Here is a 14,896-nt window from a genome sequence, read left to right as displayed (position 1 = left end):
CATGAATTGTTCATTATTTTTTCGGGTAAACTAAAATGATCGCTCACTTCAGTTTATGCGAGATTCTTAGGTTTAAAAATCTCGCGGGTCACGCTACTCTATATGTTTTCAAAGATCTTGTTAGATCCCCTCAGGTTCATTCCTTCCCAGGCGAACTCCTTCAGGCGTAAAGACCATATTAATTACGTCGCTCAACCGGTCAAATAACTTTTGTATCTATTTCATTGAGTTTTTCCCTTTTTTTTGGATTTTTAGAACTTCGATTTTGGATGTAAATAGACTGGAAATAAGGCGATGATCACGAATTGAAAGATGCTATCTTTATTCAACTTATGACCATTCTTCTGTCGCATAAATGGATTTCCAAGAGATGAGGATATTATTATTTTAGAATTATAAATAGAAGCTTGCTGGATTGGGAAAGTATTCTACGGACTTAAAGATAGGAGAATTCAATTGGGACCGGCAAAAGAATACATAGATCAATATCTAAAAGAAAATGTTCTGCAATCTGAAACAATTCATAGAATGAAACATGTGATCCGTGAATTTAGTTTAAGAACTCCTAAAGTATTAGTCACTAAATGTATAGACGGAAGAGTTCACGGAAGTAAGTTAAAAGGATATCCCGTTACAACGATCCGTTTCGGTAGAACGGATGGAAATATTGTTTCCACTAACATAAACAATTTTTGGTTTTGGAACCGTATTGATAGAGTTGTGAATGACGCGTTATGCAACACTCCCGGAATGCCCGCGTTATTCATCGCATATATGCATAGGTCCGATATTCCTGGTCTAGGTTGTGCGGCTCATGGAGGAAATGAAGAAGCTGCCCGTGCCGCCATCAAAGAACAGGCAGAAGCAGTCAGAAATGTTTTCCCAAAGGAACAACTCTACGTGATCGAAGGGATCACAAATACGGATCTGATGTCGGAAACTTTAGTTTTCGATGATGGGACGATTATAGATTCCCAGGAGATAGTCGCAAATTTCGGCTTCAACGAACCTTCTGAAATATTCCATTCTGCTTTTTTAAAATACCAAATTAAGGATCCTGCAATTTCCAAAAATGTGGGATTTAAAACTCCTGAAGAGTTGTTTTCGGGAAAGGTGCCAGATTTTTACGCGGATTTCCAGACTTCTCTTTCTCTTAAATCCTTTTTGATCCGAGAAATTTCCGGTATCATTTCTTCCGGAGAAATAGATTCGCAAAAATTGATACAACCGGATCTATTCCACGCTGTTTATCAGAAACTTTCCGGGATAAAGGATCTACCTTCTACACTTTTTCCTAGTTTGTTATATCAAATTATCTGGAATGTGGCTTATACATTAAACCAAAAACGTAAACTTTCCAAATTACCTGCGGAAGAGCGTTGGAAACATTTGGATCATGCTGAAGAGCTGATCTGTTATGGAGAAGGTTTCGAACTATTACAAAGAAATAAAGCGGTTCTTGTAAAAACGGGAAGAGGGGACGATACCGACGCCCTTCTCGTTGCCAAGAAAGTTTTGGAGAAGAATAGGCAGAATGATCCTAAGCCCTACCCTCCTATCATTCATTTGAATGTGGAGATCTCTGGGGAACTTAGGAGCTGGGAAGATTTTAATGAAAACGTTTCTTCCAGAGTGAATACGATGGTCCGTAATTTGGAAGCAGTCTTTAAAAATCAGGAAGTGGTGATCTTAACTACTTATTCCTATCTGGACCAAAAAAGATTTTATCCTATCCATACAAAATTGGATACAAGGATCTCTTATCCTACGGATGTGATCTCCGATATAAACGGCGAAGATAAATTTTCCGGGATTGGTTTAAAAACAAAGGAAGCGTTTTACGCAGGAGAAATGATCTCTTCTACGTAAAACCTTCCAGTTTGGGAGATTTAAGATTTAGAGCGCCGTTCCGAAATGAATTTGGAGAGTTCTTCTCTGAAGGAGAACTTCTTCCTGCCCATCAAATAACGAAACGCGCTTACTATTACATCCGGCCTAGGAGGGTCTCCTCCGATAAATAGATCCGGCTCTTTTGGCAATTTCCCTCTTTGGAATAATCCGCCGGAAACTGCTTCGGTTCCGCAGGCAATCAGAGCTTTAGGTCCAGGGGTTGTGTCCCAGGCGACTTGCAAAGGAATTTCCATATTCGGTCCTACAGGTCCTGCGAACACGACTGCATCCGAATGTTTGGGAGAAGCCACCACTCTTACCATACTTGCTTCGCTGTCAAAAACTGCATTGAAACTTGCATTAATCTCAGCTTCCGTTGCGTTATTCCCGCTTGCTGCAACTTCTCTGTATTGAAAACCTGTGTTTTTGGTGATCTTACGGAACTGTTTTACGTTTTCGGAAACTTCTTCCTCGTAGGCGACGGGGACCCCATCTATATAACGTACTTTTAAAGCTTCTCTATCGACGGAGTATACATGGACGAATCCTGAATTTTCCAATTGTCCGGAAGAGGCTTCTACGCAATGACCGCATTGTAAACAGGCGCCGTAATCGAATATTACTTCCTTAGAGGAAGATACCTTCAGTCCTCCGGTGGGACAAACCTTCTCTATCGATTTGTCCAGATGAAATCCTTTTTTAGATGCAGGTACTGGAATACCTCTCGCATTCGGATTAGTCGGTCCCATCTTTTCGAAATTTAGATTTTTTGCCGGACGGAATATATTGATGATTTCCTGGATTTGTTTCATAGATCCACTCCCACATAACTGAGGTTGAAAGATTTATTATTTAGAGGAAAGTCCCCTATATTCTCCCCTCTAACTGCAAGTTCTAAAGCATGCCAGTTCAGAACGGAAGGATCTCTTACATACGCTTCTGAAATATCACCGGAAGAATTTAAGGAGAAGGAAACTAAAACAGGACCTCTCCACCCTTCTGCAGAGCCGAAATACACTCCTGCTTTCGGTTTGGAAACTTTCGTTTTTTCTAAACTTTCATATGCTTTATGAAAATTCTTTAATACTGGAATTGCCTTGGTCAACCAGCGCCCGCTATTCTTCAATTCCTCGTAACGAAGATAGAATCTTGCCCAAGCATCCCCGCTCATTTGGCCTGCATCCAGACCCAAATTGATGGATTCTCCCGCGAGAGAATAACTAGGATCGTGATGACGAAGATCTCTGGAAAAACCTGTGCATTTTTCCACCATTCCCACAAAGCCTAAATCTTTGAGCTGTTTATGAGTGATCACTCCACAGATCTGCAATCTTTCTCTGTTGGTGGATTTGTTTGCTGCTCGTTCAAAATGGCCTGCCACATCTGAAGTAACGTCTTGGATCCTTTTTGCCAGATCATTTAAGAAAGATTCCGTAAGTTCTTTTTTAAGTCTGACTTTTCCTGGACTCAATGCACCTCTTCCGAAACGAGAACCTGTTAGAGCTTCCATCACTCCCAAAGGAACTCCTCTTTGCATGGCGCATACACCTTGGAGAGGATAATAGCCTATATCGCCCGCAATTGCACCCATATCTCCGATATGGATAGCGATCCTTTCTATTTCCAAAAGGACCGTTCTTGCGAAATTTACTTCTTCTGGAACTTGGATGCCATGAGCTTCTTCGAATGCTTTACTGAACGCAATTGTATAAGCGATCGTAGAATCGCCGGAAATTGCTTCCGCATAAGGAGAGATAGAGTCCTTGTTCAGTCCTTTCATTTTTGCAAGAAGGCCTCTTTTTTGAAAACCTAGACGAATATCCAGGTTTTGGATCTCTTCTCCTTCTACTATAAAACGAAAATGTCCAGGTTCTATCACGCCCGCGTGGATCGGTCCTACAGCGTGTGAATAAAAAGAAGAAGGAACAGGGACATTGATCCCTCTATATACTAAATCCTTGATTCCGGACTTGGTCAGGAATTTTTCGAGAAGATGTTTTCTATCCTGAGATAGATACCTCTCATAATCCATAGAAGAATAATCTTCCGCACCTTGGTCAATGCCTAGGCTATGTCTGAGGACCCAAATCGGATTCGAGTGATCCTCATATAAACTTTTTTCCGCGGTTTTAGAAAGAATTTCTTTCTCTATTCCATCTCGAGTTAGCCAGAAACGATGAGTCTGTTTCGTTTCCGAAGTGTGAAAAATTCCGGTAACGTTTTTCATAATACACCTTGTAATAACAGGTAAAATCCCCAGCATCCAGTGCTGAGAAGAAGTAGAAGTAGCAAAAAGCCGTTAGTCATTCTGATCCTAAGAATGGTGGAAAGATCCTTTGAGAATGGTCTTCCTTTGATATTCAATAAAGGGGCGAGCTTATACAACATCACTCCAAAGAATACGATCCCTAAGATCGGAACCAAGATTACGAATGTTTTTCCTCCGATCTGTCCGGCCTTGATCAGGATTATATCCATCACGAATATTGGCGAGCCAGGCATCACGAATGCTAAGAATAGTGCTAGAATGAATAAGGATAAAGCGGGTTTATTGATTGAATCCGCCTGTATGATCTTATGAAGCTCTCTTTTTCCTGCGTCCATTCTCACGATCCCCATGCTGATGAACAGTAGAGATTTCACCACAAGGTTAGTCGCCATCATGAATAAGAAAACAGTCTCGTTTAGATCCATCCAAAGAAAAACGGCCAAGGCTCCCGTATGGAAAAGAGCAACTTTTGCGGAAATTCTTCTGATATCGTCACGATCATATACTGCAAAAATACTTAATAAAATCGTTAATATCCCTAAGACCAGTAAGCCGTCCGCACCACTGAATGTATGTGGAAAAAGTTGGTGATCTAAATGTACAAAAGGTCTAAGTGCGAAACATACCGAAACAGGAATGAATGCAGAGAGTAAGGAAGAAACCTGTGTAGGACTTTCTCCATACGTATCTTCTATCCAAACATGGTTCGGAAAGAGTCCGAGTTTCGCTGTGTATCCGAAGATCGCAAGCCAGAGACCGATCTCGACCCAAATGATTTCTGGATGAGAAGCAGAATTTGCAGCCAAAAATTCGATAGGCTGGTTGATCACATGCAAAGAAGAGCGGATCAGAATGATCCCTAAGAATGCGATACCAAGTCCGAAAGAATTGATCAGTAAAAATTTCCATGCAATTGGGAAAGACTTTACGGTTCTGCTAGAAGAGATGAGTAACGCGCCTACGAAGGTCGTTGCTTCTATCAAGACCCATTGTAATGTAGTACCTTCTTCATTCCAATCCCGTATGATCCAGACAGCAAAGTTGATCGCTGCGCAGATAATCAGCAAGATCGACCAGAAAAGCAAATTTGTCTGGTTTTTTGTAGGAGCTAAGACATAGGTCAGAAAAATTAAGACGAAGACCGCGGCTCCGATCCCTAAAAGAATATCGAAGTTCATTTGGGCATTTCCCCCTTATATTGTTCGCTGTTGATCCTGAGAGCGGCACCCGCTCCAATGATCAAGACCGCATCCAAGAAGGATCCGAACTCGCTCCCTATCGGTACTCCCGATTTTAAAAGTAAGGTAAGTAAGAATGTTCCATTCTCAAAGATACTGAAACATGCGATTACGCCGATCCAGTTCCTTCTAACAATAAAGCCGATCACTCCGATATAGATCAGAAGAAGAACATAAAGTAATCCGTATTGATGGGACTTCCCGAAGAATGCGGAGACTATATCCATGAAGAAGTAGCATGCTGCCGCACCCGCAAATAAGAGCGCGAGTGTAGGAAGATATCCTACTTTAGGAAAAGTTGATTCTGGAGAATGTATCCTTCTTGCTGTCCAAAAAAGAATGATTGGAGTTAAGATCCCTTTGAAAACGATCACCATCGCCGCTAAAAAGATGGAATGGAAACCCTCCCCGCTTTCTTCTTGGTATAGAGGAAGAAGTAAAAGAAAACCTTGGATCCCCAAAAGGATGACTACCCTTTTGAGCCTGTTCTCTAAAAGAATGACCACACCGGTCAATAGAATGATAAGATAACTAAGGTCTGCGCTCATATTTATTTACCTAGTTTCAGAAGAATTCCCAAGATCAGCATGAAGATGAAGTTCAAGCCGAGTAATTCAGGGATCCAGATCCATTTTCTTCTGGTGCTGTTTGCTTCCCAGTAACCGATTAACGCGGAAAGAAGAATGGCTCCTCCGAAGGATGCCAATTCTTTCCAGATCGGGACCGAAGAAACTCCTAAGAATACTTCCACATGTTCCAGTCCTAGTTTGGTCAGAAGTAAGAACAAGGAAGCGGTTTTGAATTGGTGGGCCAGTTCGAAAAATGCTCTGGTTCTTCCTGAAGCTTCTAATAACATCGCTTCGTGAACCATTGTAAGTTCCAAATGTGTTCTTGGATCGTCAAACGGAGGTTTGGCGAGTTCGGAAAGAACGATCAAAGTTGCTCCCAAGAAGAACAAGATCGCAAAGGAAATATGTGCGAAGTTCTCGTGGAATACTACATTGGATTCCAATACCACGAGCACTAAGATCAGGATCGGTTCTCCAAAAATGAAAAGAAGAGTTTCTCTTGCCGCTCCCATTCCACCGAAAGAAGTTCCGTTTTCCACGGCATATGCCACAGTCGCAAATCGGATCATTCCTATCAAAAATGGGATCAGTAATAAAGAAGCCCATTCGAAAGAAACCAAGGACCATAAGACAAGTCCGAAAGCAAAAGCGAATATCGCCGAACTTTCTGAGAAAAATCCTGAGAAAGGACCGTCTATAGGGCTCTTTTTGATCATTCGAATTGTATCATATAGGATCTGTAGAACGGGCGCACCTTTTCTACCTTGGGCATACGCCCTGATCTTTTGGAGAACGCCTCCGCATAAGAACGGAAGAGATATAAAGGCTAAAATCTGGATCAGAATGCCCAATAAGAAAGTAGCTGTGACCATATGTCCCCCTCCGCAAGACGAACGATAATGATTACGATCAGAATGGCTAAGACAGTGAACGAAGAATAAGTTAAGTCCACGGAAATGGACTCGTCATCTGCTCCTCGGATCTTAGCTTTCAAAGAAGAAAGTATTCTTAATAGAATCTTAATGAACCCTTTGTCCAATCTGGAATTGCCTGCCTCGTCAGCAAAATATCTGCCTAAAGGAGCGACAAGCGGATCGGAAAGAGCAGAACTTGCGATCGCTACCTCCGATCCGCCGAATAAGCCGCCGCAATCCCACAGTTTTCTCTCTTTGATCCTATGTCTGAGTCCTAACAACCCTACGCTTAACAAAATGACTAGACCGATTACGTTCAATATCCCGATCCCTCTGAACCAAGAGAAATCCAACCATTCTACTCTTATCGCATAATAATTTGTGAGGCCCAGAATGATCAGTGGTGAGATCAGTACTAAGGCTCCCGTTAAGAATAGAGAAACGTTGATTGTAGTGTTCTTTCCATGGTCTTCGAAATTCGTGCGAGGTCTGGAAAGAACAAGTCCCAGGAAAAGTTTTAAGTGAGCGGCGGCTCCTACGGCTAAACCTGTGCAAACTAAAATGAGAAGTGGAAGAACAAGTGCAGCACTCGTATCAGTTACTTCTAAAACTGCGGATAATAATTTAATAAATGTGGATTCGGATAAGAAACCAGTGGTTCCAGGGATCGCTAGAAAACTCATAGTCCCGATCGCGGCTAGGAATGTTGGAATTCCACTGATCCTTCCCACTCCAGTATTCGAATCCGCTTCGGATCTGCCCGATAATTTGGTAAGGTATCCGAAAAATAAGAACTGGAAAGTTTTACTGATACTATGATGTACCAAAGAGATCAAGAAAAGAACTCCGAATGCCTTGCTGAGCATTCTTAAACTTTCCTGTTCACTCGATTGCCAATAAGCAGAAATGAGTAAGCTCAACCACAAAAAGTTCATATTTTCCACAGTGCTGTAAGCAATGGATTTTTTGACTTCTCGACTGAACAACGCCGTGATCCCTGCCCATAATACCCCGATTCCGGCTAACGGTATCAGTATGGTTGCATAATGGGTTCCAGGCAAAAGTGGAAGAGCGAATTTAGAAAATAATACCAGAGGTAGATTGACTAATAATCCAGAATAAGCCGCCGAAGCGTGTGCAGGTGCACCTGCGTGAGCTTCCGGCAGCCAAAAATGAACTCCGAAAAATGCGGACTTGATCAGAAGCCCTAAGATCAGGAAGAACAATCCCGATCTTGGATCATTTGAAAATATCCAGAACGTAAAACAGAAGGCGCCTATCCCTCCCGCTGCGACCAAGGCCACGAAACTTCTAATGGAAGCGTCATTCCATTTTCCTCCGATATAAAGAAGAAAGGCGCTTATCGTTGATAATTCCCAGAAGAGGATCAGCCATAAACTTTTTCCTACCAGGTAACAAATCCCTGTGCTTAGGAAAAAAGCTGCGTAGCCGAAAATGACCAACGCCTTTCTTTCTTTTTCATACCCGTATACATATACGGATATGAAACTGCCTAGTATCGCTTGGAGAGATAATCCAAGACCGATCGAACTATCTTTCCCGAAAAAATCCACTCCAAGCACATTTCCTATTAGAAAAGGTGCAAGGAGAGAAGTTATGACGGATAGATAAGCCAATACTGTCATACGTGTTCCTTTTTAGAAGCCTGCGTTCACTTGGAAGAAGAACATATGTGCCATAGAGGCCGTTCCGCTTGCTCCTGTCGCAACTCCTGTGTTCAAATGAAGACCTGCTGATTCTGTTCCTACAGCTTGAAGATTATAATGATAGAGAGCGTTTCTCTGATTTTTAACCGCATTACCCGCAGTCAAGATACCTCCTCCGATCCAGATGGAAACGTAATCATTTACGACATACATCCAAGTTAGGTCGAATTCGTTGTAGATATTTTTACCTGTTCCGCCTACTGCGATCGTGGTTTGTCCTACACCGTTACTTTCAGTAGAAGCTCCAGTGTTTGCAGTACCGTTGATCGCATACCAAGCGTCCTGGGTTTGTACCTTGTTATTAACGATATAAGCAGCATAGAATGTTCCGTAATGGTCTGTCTTATACGAAAAATTGAAATTGTAAGAACTTAAGTTTTTTGTATCTATGTTCTCTGAAAGACCTGCTACGTTATTCCAATAAGGAAATACTCCGAATCGTGGATTGGTAAGAGTTTGGAAAGTCCCGTTACTTCCATCCGTACGATTATTATCTCCCGACGCGTAAGTATATTGGAATCCTGCTCTTAACTTTTCAAAAAAAGTATAACCGGTTTGCAATACATGCATGGAACCTGAATATTTTTGAGCTTGGGTGCCGTAACTTTGGCCGGACATTCCTGCAATATTCTGCTGCACGTAAGAATCCAAAAGTGGATCTTTTACGTTTCTTTGTCCTGTAGCTCCAGTTTGCCAGGCACTTTCGAAAGCCCAGTCCCAAGCTCCCCAGAATCCGTCCTTAGGTAGATTATTATTCGCAGTTCGGTTCGTGATCCTAAAACCGGTGGTGATCAGATCGCTTTGTTGTTTTGCCCAAGAGTTATTGTAAAGATCCAGATCTGATTTGGCTCCTGCGATCGCAGTCTTTTTGGTCAAAAGTCCGATGGAATAAACATCCAGAGTAAACCAATCTTTTGCAGTTACCGAGTTATATGTACCTACTATATATTGGTCCGGTTGACCAGGATTTACCACAGTAGCTTTTTTAGTTACAGGGTCAGTAACAGTAATTGGAGCATTAGCCGAAACCACTCCGTTTACACCGTTCTGATTGGCTGCAATTTTAGTTCCGAAGAAGTGGATCTTGTAATTGTCCTGATCAAACATGATACGAGCTCCGTCATAAGACAGGCCGTTTATAGTCCAGTTCGCTCCACCCAGTAATCTCTGGTCCCCGTAGGCTAGAATTTGTCTACCCACCTGAACCTTTGCATCTAAGGGAAGTTTTTTCAAAAGAATAAAAGCTTCCCTTAGCGTGGTTTGGCTCGGGATAGTGGTCCCGGTTCCGCCAGCAGCAGGATTACTCGTCGTAGTAGCTCCTGCTCCGTCGAAAACGTTTGCACGAACGTCACCTACGCTAGCTGGAGTTTCTCCTCCCCAGACTCTTGCGTCTTGGAAGGTAACTTTTGCAGAAAAATAAGGGCTAGGATCGATGATGAAAAATACCTGAGAGGTTTGCATCGCTCTAGAGGTATAACCTTTATTCGATTTATCGAATGCTAGGTTATACCTGTCCTCATACCTAGGGCGAACATAGGCTCCGATACGGATCCAATCGTTTAACCATGCTTTTTTATGGTTCGCGACTTTCTTTCCCAACTCAGGTTCAAAGAACATGCTCCTAGTAAAATCCGGAGTTAAACCGCTGGATTTCATAGGAGAAACATAACTGTCTTCTTCCTCTGCTGTAGACTTTTGAGGAGCGGCGGCAGCTGGAGCAGTAGTCGCAGGCTCTGTAGTTACAGTACCTTTATTGGCTCCTTGAGAAAATACGCTTGGGGAACCTACAGTCAAAAACAGTAGAATTAAACTGAATTTGCCGATCGGTTGAATTTTATAGATTATCTTTATGAATTGAAACACTTTCATATGGTTCTCCGTGTTTTATTTGTCCCAAATATTAGAAAATCCTTCTAAAATTTAAAACCGGATACAAAACCCCTAGTTTTAGGGATCGTCCAAAGAATTTTACGTTTTTTTTTATATAAGCAAAAATAATCCCTCCGAGAGTTTGCTTCTCGGAGGGGAAAAATACCCTACATGATAGCTTTGACTAAGTAGTGATACAAAGGGATACCAAGGATGATATTGATCGGGAACACGATGGATAAAGCCACCGTGAGGTAGATACTCGGATTTGCTTCCGGGATCATATCCTTCATTGCCGCAGGAACCGCGATATAGGAAGCGGAAGCGCAAAGAACTACGAACATCAACGCATCTCCTTCTGGCATGTGGATCACTTTGGTGAGAATTAATCCTATACTTGCGTTGATTATCATTAATAAGATTGCCGCGAATATCAGGAAGAAACCAACGTGAGTAAGTTCTTTAAATCTTTTCGCTGCGGAGATTCCCATATCCAAGAGGAAGAATGTTAAGATCCCTTTAAATAAGTCCTCGGTAAACGGTTTCTCAGCATTCCATCCACTGTCTCCAGTCAGATAACCTACGATCAAAGCGCCTACTAAAAGGTAGATTGAAGATCCGAATAACGCTTCATGAAGAAGAGCTTTCCAGTTGATGGATCCGCCGCCGTTCGCTTTATTCTTAGAAAGTCTGTCCAGAATAACTGCAATCACGATTGCTGGAGATTCCATAAGAGCCATACCGGCTACGATAAAACCGCCATATTCTATATTTAGATTATGAAGATAAGCTCCTGCGGTTACGAATGTCACCGCGCTGATAGACCCAAACGATCCGGCCAAAGCAGCAGCGTTATGTTTTTCTAATTTGGTCTTAAGAATAAAATAAGCGTAGATTGGCACTATAGTGGCCATGATACTACATGCTAATAAAGTCAATGCATGTTCGGAACTAAAAGGGGTCTTGAAAAGTTCGTGGCCTCCCTTGAATCCGATCGCGAAAAGTAGATACATCGAAAAGAATTTCGATAGAGCCTCGGGGATCACCAAATCTGATTTGAAGATGATGACTCCCATTCCTAAAAAGAAGAACAGTACCGGTGGGTTAAGTATGTTCTGTAAAATCGCCGAATCTGCCATTTGGTTTTTCTCCTCGGGTTTTGTTGTCCAGGTTTCCCGACTTTTTTAGCTCTCTTCCTAAGTAGGAGACGAACTTATATAATACAAGACCTTCCAATCTTATAAAATTGGACACTAAAAAATTCTAAATTAGGAAAAATTTTCTAAGATTTATACCCTTGGACTTTTCTTGCTTAATTTCTCAGCAGTACATTTCGATTTTGCAAACTTAATGACAGCGTGGCATCATACCTTTGGGCTACTTTGACAAAGGAGATAGAATTAGTTTTTCCCGAGCTAATTCTGTTAGGATTGCTCCACAATTTCCTTATTTCTTCCTTCATTTTGCTTTTGAAAGTTTACCCGAAACGAGATAGGTGAGAATTCCAAGATTATAAATTTAGAAAGGTCAGTTTAGATTTTTGGAATTTCTTATAATTTTGAACGAAATTCGACTCTAGTATTACTTTTGGCAAAAAATGAAATGACTGCGGAAAAATACCTGGTATCCTACCTGGAAAAGGATTCACTGGTATCAGGCTTAAATGAAACAATCCAGTTATAGAATCCGAGATCTACTACTCTCCAATATCTATTTTCGATTTCTGATTCTATTCTTCTTGGGTCTTGTTGTAGCAATCGGAGCAAACTTATACGCGGCGCCTACTCTTCCCGTAGTAGACACCATTCGACTAACCCCTTCTTCCCCGGTTGAAAATATTAGTTCAAAAATGGAATACAGGTATAGAGGATACCAATTCCGTCATTGTAAACCGGAAACTATTACTTCTCTACATCAACTGGAATGGCATCATAATGCAGGAAATGTTTTACGTTTAAAAAGAAGTTCTTCCGGAAATTGGCTGAGATTTAGGCTCGCGAATGATGGAAAAGAACAACTTCACAGAACTTTGGTCTTACTTTGGCTAAATGTTCCAGATGCGGAACTTTGTTCTGTTGATTCGAAGGGAAATTTCGAAGCAGGGTTTGCCGGTTACGATTTGGATCCTATTTGGAACGACTTTATTTCTCCACTTCCGCATTTCAATATCCGTTTGGAGCCTAAGGAAGAAAGGACCTTCTACCTTTACGTATTGTCCAACGAGGACATCAACTTTCCTGTTCGATTATTATCAGAAGATGATTACATGGTGATCGTGAGATTACGCTCCGTTCTATTTTTGAGCGTAGGATTCGTGCTTCTATTAGCTTTTGGTTATAACTTATATTTGTATTTTAAATCCAGAAAACCATTGTTTTTAGCATTGCCCCTGCATTTGACTGCAGTAGGGGCCACGCTGTATTTTTTACATGGAAAAGAATTCGCTTCTATCGTAGGAAATGAGAACAATCTATTTCGTCATAACTACTTCCTGTTTTTAGGGATCACTCATATAGCATTCTTCTTCTATTTGGCCGCATGGAATAAGGAAAATTCAGGCTCGGTATATAGGTCTCCATTCTTCTGGTTGGTATGTTTTACAGGTATCTTATATCCTCTCATCCCACTCTACCAATTCTGGTATGACCATAGGATCTTAGTTTTAGTGCTCAATTATGGATGTATGTTATTCTATTTTGGGAAGACGCATATTTCTTCCATTCGGAATAATACTGTCTATGAAATGTTCTTTATCTCGGTCTGGGGGATCTTTCTTCTTTTGGATCTATACAAGACTATTTTCCATTTCGACTTCTATCCTTATAACAGAATGGCAGTTTACGGAGTATTGTATTATCTGCCACCTCTGACAGTATTTGTGACCTTATTGTCCAGAGAGATATTAAGAAGAAAAGAAGAAGAAGGTTCCAATCGTAAAACCCATCTTTCTTCCTTAGATGTAAAAGACTTTGTGCTTAAGATTGAATCCTTGCTGGAAAAAGAAAAAATTTATCTGACCAAGTCTTTAAAAGAAGAACATATGGCAAAAGAACTTGGGATCACTATCCATCAACTTTCAGAGCTGATCAATACCGAGTTCAAGACCAATTTCCCTTCTCTTATCAATCAATATAGAGTAGAAGAAGCTAAGGTATTGCTGAATGAGTTCCCGGACGAGAACACCACGGAGATAGGAGCAAAAGCAGGATTTAGTTCCAGATCTGCGTTCTATCTGGAATTCAAAAAACTAACCGGAACCAATCCTAATTCTTATCGTAAAGAAAGTAGCGGAAAAGGCGCTTAGGCGTTTACTCTGAAGAATATAACGTCTCCATCTTGGACGATATATTCTTTTCCTTCTATCCTGAGTTTCCCTTCTTCTTTTACTTTGTTCGGGCTTCCTGTTCTGTCCAGGTCTTCGAACTTCATTACTTCTGCGCGAACAAATCCTTTTTCGAAGTCTGAATGGATTACGGATGCAGCGATCGGTCCTGTGCTTCCCACGCCGGTGGTCCAAGCTCTTGCCTCTACTTCTCCCGCTGTGAAGAATGTTACAAGTCCCAGAAGTTTATAGGCTGCTTGGATCATTCTATCTAACCCGCTGCTTGTCTCTCCGATCTCACTTAAGAATTCTAATTGTTCTTCTTTACTTAGTCCGGAAATTTCCTCTTCGAATTTTCCGCAGAGAGTGACAACTTCGGCTCCTTCTGCCTGAGCCATTTTTTTTACGGATTCCACGATCGGATTATCCTTCGCGATCGCCGCCTTATCCGTGATATTAGCCACATAAAGAACAGGTTTAGAAGTGATCAGATTGAATGTTTTGACTAGCTTTTGTTCTTCTGGTTTGATATCTGCGAGTCTAGCCGGTTTTCCTTCTTTTAAAACCGCCATGATTTTATCTAAAAGTGCAGTAGCTTCTTGTGCTTCTTTATTTCCGGCCTTAGCGTTTCTGGAAATTTTTTGGTACTGCTTTTCTACGGATTCCAGATCCGCAAAAATAAGTTCCATTGTGACAACTTGTGCGTCTTCTACCGGATCTATCTTGCCGTGAACATGAGTGATATTCTCGTCTTCGAATGCACGGACCACATGACAGATCGCATCCACTTCTCGGATATGAGAAAGAAATTTATTTCCAAGACCCTCCCCTTGGCTTGCACCTTTAACGAGTCCTGCAATGTCCACAAATTCCATGATGGCTGGGACTTTCTTTTGGGGTTTGTAAATTTCTACGAGCCTGTCCAGTCTTGTGTCCGGAACTTCGACGATACCCTTGTTCGGTTCGATGGTACAAAACGGATAGTTTTGCATTTCGGCACCGGCCTTGGTCAATGCGTTAAATATGGTTGATTTTCCTACGTTTGGAAGTCCTACGATCCCGCAATTCAAGCTCATACAGGTCAATTTTTGGAAGAAA

Annotated in this window: 11 protein-coding genes; 2 read left to right on the top strand and 9 right to left on the bottom strand. The window is 41.5% G+C overall.

All coding sequences use genetic code 11. The features are described 5' to 3' along the window. Window positions 1-456: 456 nt before the first annotated feature. On the top strand, window positions 457-1,869 hold the full coding sequence (locus tag LPTSP_RS03610; RefSeq protein ID WP_108927457.1) for a hypothetical protein: 1,413 nt from the start codon (window positions 457-459) through the stop codon (window positions 1,867-1,869). Between the two features lie 20 nt (window positions 1,870-1,889). On the opposite strand, the gene LPTSP_RS03605 is transcribed toward LPTSP_RS03610, so the two are convergent. The 8 genes from LPTSP_RS03605 to LPTSP_RS03570 all read right to left on the bottom strand — a co-directional run bounded on the left by LPTSP_RS03605 (window position 1,890) and on the right by LPTSP_RS03570 (window position 11,615). Next, window positions 1,890-2,702 carry an NADH-quinone oxidoreductase subunit B family protein gene (locus LPTSP_RS03605; protein ID WP_108927456.1) on the bottom strand — a complete coding sequence of 271 codons (813 nt, stop codon included), beginning with the start codon at window positions 2,700-2,702 and terminating at the stop codon, window positions 1,890-1,892. After that, a complete protein-coding gene (locus LPTSP_RS03600; RefSeq protein WP_108927455.1) occupies window positions 2,699-4,117 on the bottom strand; it encodes a hydrogenase large subunit in 1,419 nt (472 codons plus the stop codon). Before LPTSP_RS03600 ends, LPTSP_RS03605 begins: the two co-directional genes overlap by 4 nt. Next, a complete protein-coding gene (locus LPTSP_RS03595) occupies window positions 4,114-5,337 on the bottom strand; it encodes a proton-conducting transporter transmembrane domain-containing protein (RefSeq protein WP_108927454.1) in 1,224 nt (407 codons plus the stop codon). Before LPTSP_RS03595 ends, LPTSP_RS03600 begins: the two co-directional genes overlap by 4 nt. Continuing rightward, window positions 5,334-5,945, bottom strand: a complete 612-nt coding sequence (locus LPTSP_RS03590) for a formate hydrogenase (protein WP_108927453.1) — start codon at window positions 5,943-5,945, stop codon at window positions 5,334-5,336. Before LPTSP_RS03590 ends, LPTSP_RS03595 begins: the two co-directional genes overlap by 4 nt. Before the next feature lie 2 nt (window positions 5,946-5,947). Beyond that, window positions 5,948-6,838: an NADH-quinone oxidoreductase subunit H gene (locus tag LPTSP_RS03585; protein ID WP_108927452.1), complete on the bottom strand. Its 891-nt coding sequence runs from the start codon at window positions 6,836-6,838 to the stop codon at window positions 5,948-5,950. Next, window positions 6,805-8,526 carry a proton-conducting transporter transmembrane domain-containing protein gene (locus LPTSP_RS03580; protein WP_108927451.1) on the bottom strand — a complete coding sequence of 574 codons (1,722 nt, stop codon included), beginning with the start codon at window positions 8,524-8,526 and terminating at the stop codon, window positions 6,805-6,807. The genes LPTSP_RS03585 and LPTSP_RS03580 overlap by 34 nt, the downstream gene beginning before the upstream one ends. 12 nt (window positions 8,527-8,538) lie before the next feature. Then, window positions 8,539-10,476 (bottom strand): alginate export family protein, encoded by a 1,938-nt coding sequence (locus LPTSP_RS03575; protein ID WP_108927450.1) that lies wholly within the window; start codon window positions 10,474-10,476, stop codon window positions 8,539-8,541. Window positions 10,477-10,643: 167 nt separating this feature from the next. Continuing rightward, window positions 10,644-11,615 (bottom strand): sodium-dependent bicarbonate transport family permease, encoded by a 972-nt coding sequence (locus LPTSP_RS03570; protein WP_108927449.1) that lies wholly within the window; start codon window positions 11,613-11,615, stop codon window positions 10,644-10,646. Between the two features lie 524 nt (window positions 11,616-12,139). Between LPTSP_RS03570 and LPTSP_RS03565 the strand changes: the two genes are divergently transcribed. Continuing rightward, the gene (locus tag LPTSP_RS03565; RefSeq protein ID WP_108927448.1) at window positions 12,140-13,780 is read left to right on the top strand and encodes a helix-turn-helix domain-containing protein; all 1,641 of its coding nucleotides are present in this window, start codon (window positions 12,140-12,142) and stop codon (window positions 13,778-13,780) included. Here LPTSP_RS03565 and ychF read toward each other — a convergent pair. Further along, entirely contained in the window at window positions 13,777-14,874 is a 1,098-nt protein-coding gene (ychF, locus tag LPTSP_RS03560) for a redox-regulated ATPase YchF (protein ID WP_086448654.1), read from the bottom strand. The genes LPTSP_RS03565 and ychF overlap by 4 nt on opposite strands. Window positions 14,875-14,896: the final 22 nt, after the last annotated feature.

The sequence above is a fragment of the Leptospira johnsonii genome, from assembly GCF_003112675.1.
In the GTDB taxonomy this organism is placed as follows: Bacteria; Spirochaetota; Leptospiria; order Leptospirales; family Leptospiraceae; genus Leptospira_B; species Leptospira_B johnsonii.
This window is presented reverse-complemented; position numbering and strand designations above follow the sequence as displayed.

Bases quoted from the DNA above. Each gene is read 5' to 3' on its own strand.
- LPTSP_RS03590 (WP_108927453.1), bottom strand. From the start codon at position 5,945: ATGAGCGCAGACCTTAGTTATCTTATCATTCTATTGACCGGTGTGGTC.
- LPTSP_RS03575 (WP_108927450.1), bottom strand. From the start codon at position 10,476: ATGAAAGTGTTTCAATTCATAAAGATAATCTATAAAATTCAACCGATC.
- ychF (WP_086448654.1), bottom strand. From the start codon at position 14,874: ATGAGCTTGAATTGCGGGATCGTAGGACTTCCAAACGTAGGAAAATCA.
- LPTSP_RS03595 (WP_108927454.1), bottom strand. From the start codon at position 5,337: ATGAACTTCGATATTCTTTTAGGGATCGGAGCCGCGGTCTTCGTCTTA.
- LPTSP_RS03600 (WP_108927455.1), bottom strand. From the start codon at position 4,117: ATGAAAAACGTTACCGGAATTTTTCACACTTCGGAAACGAAACAGACT.
- LPTSP_RS03585 (WP_108927452.1), bottom strand. From the start codon at position 6,838: ATGGTCACAGCTACTTTCTTATTGGGCATTCTGATCCAGATTTTAGCC.
- LPTSP_RS03570 (WP_108927449.1), bottom strand. From the start codon at position 11,615: ATGGCAGATTCGGCGATTTTACAGAACATACTTAACCCACCGGTACTG.
- LPTSP_RS03605 (WP_108927456.1), bottom strand. From the start codon at position 2,702: ATGAAACAAATCCAGGAAATCATCAATATATTCCGTCCGGCAAAAAAT.
- LPTSP_RS03565 (WP_108927448.1), top strand. From the start codon at position 12,140: ATGAAACAATCCAGTTATAGAATCCGAGATCTACTACTCTCCAATATC.
- LPTSP_RS03580 (WP_108927451.1), bottom strand. From the start codon at position 8,526: ATGACAGTATTGGCTTATCTATCCGTCATAACTTCTCTCCTTGCACCT.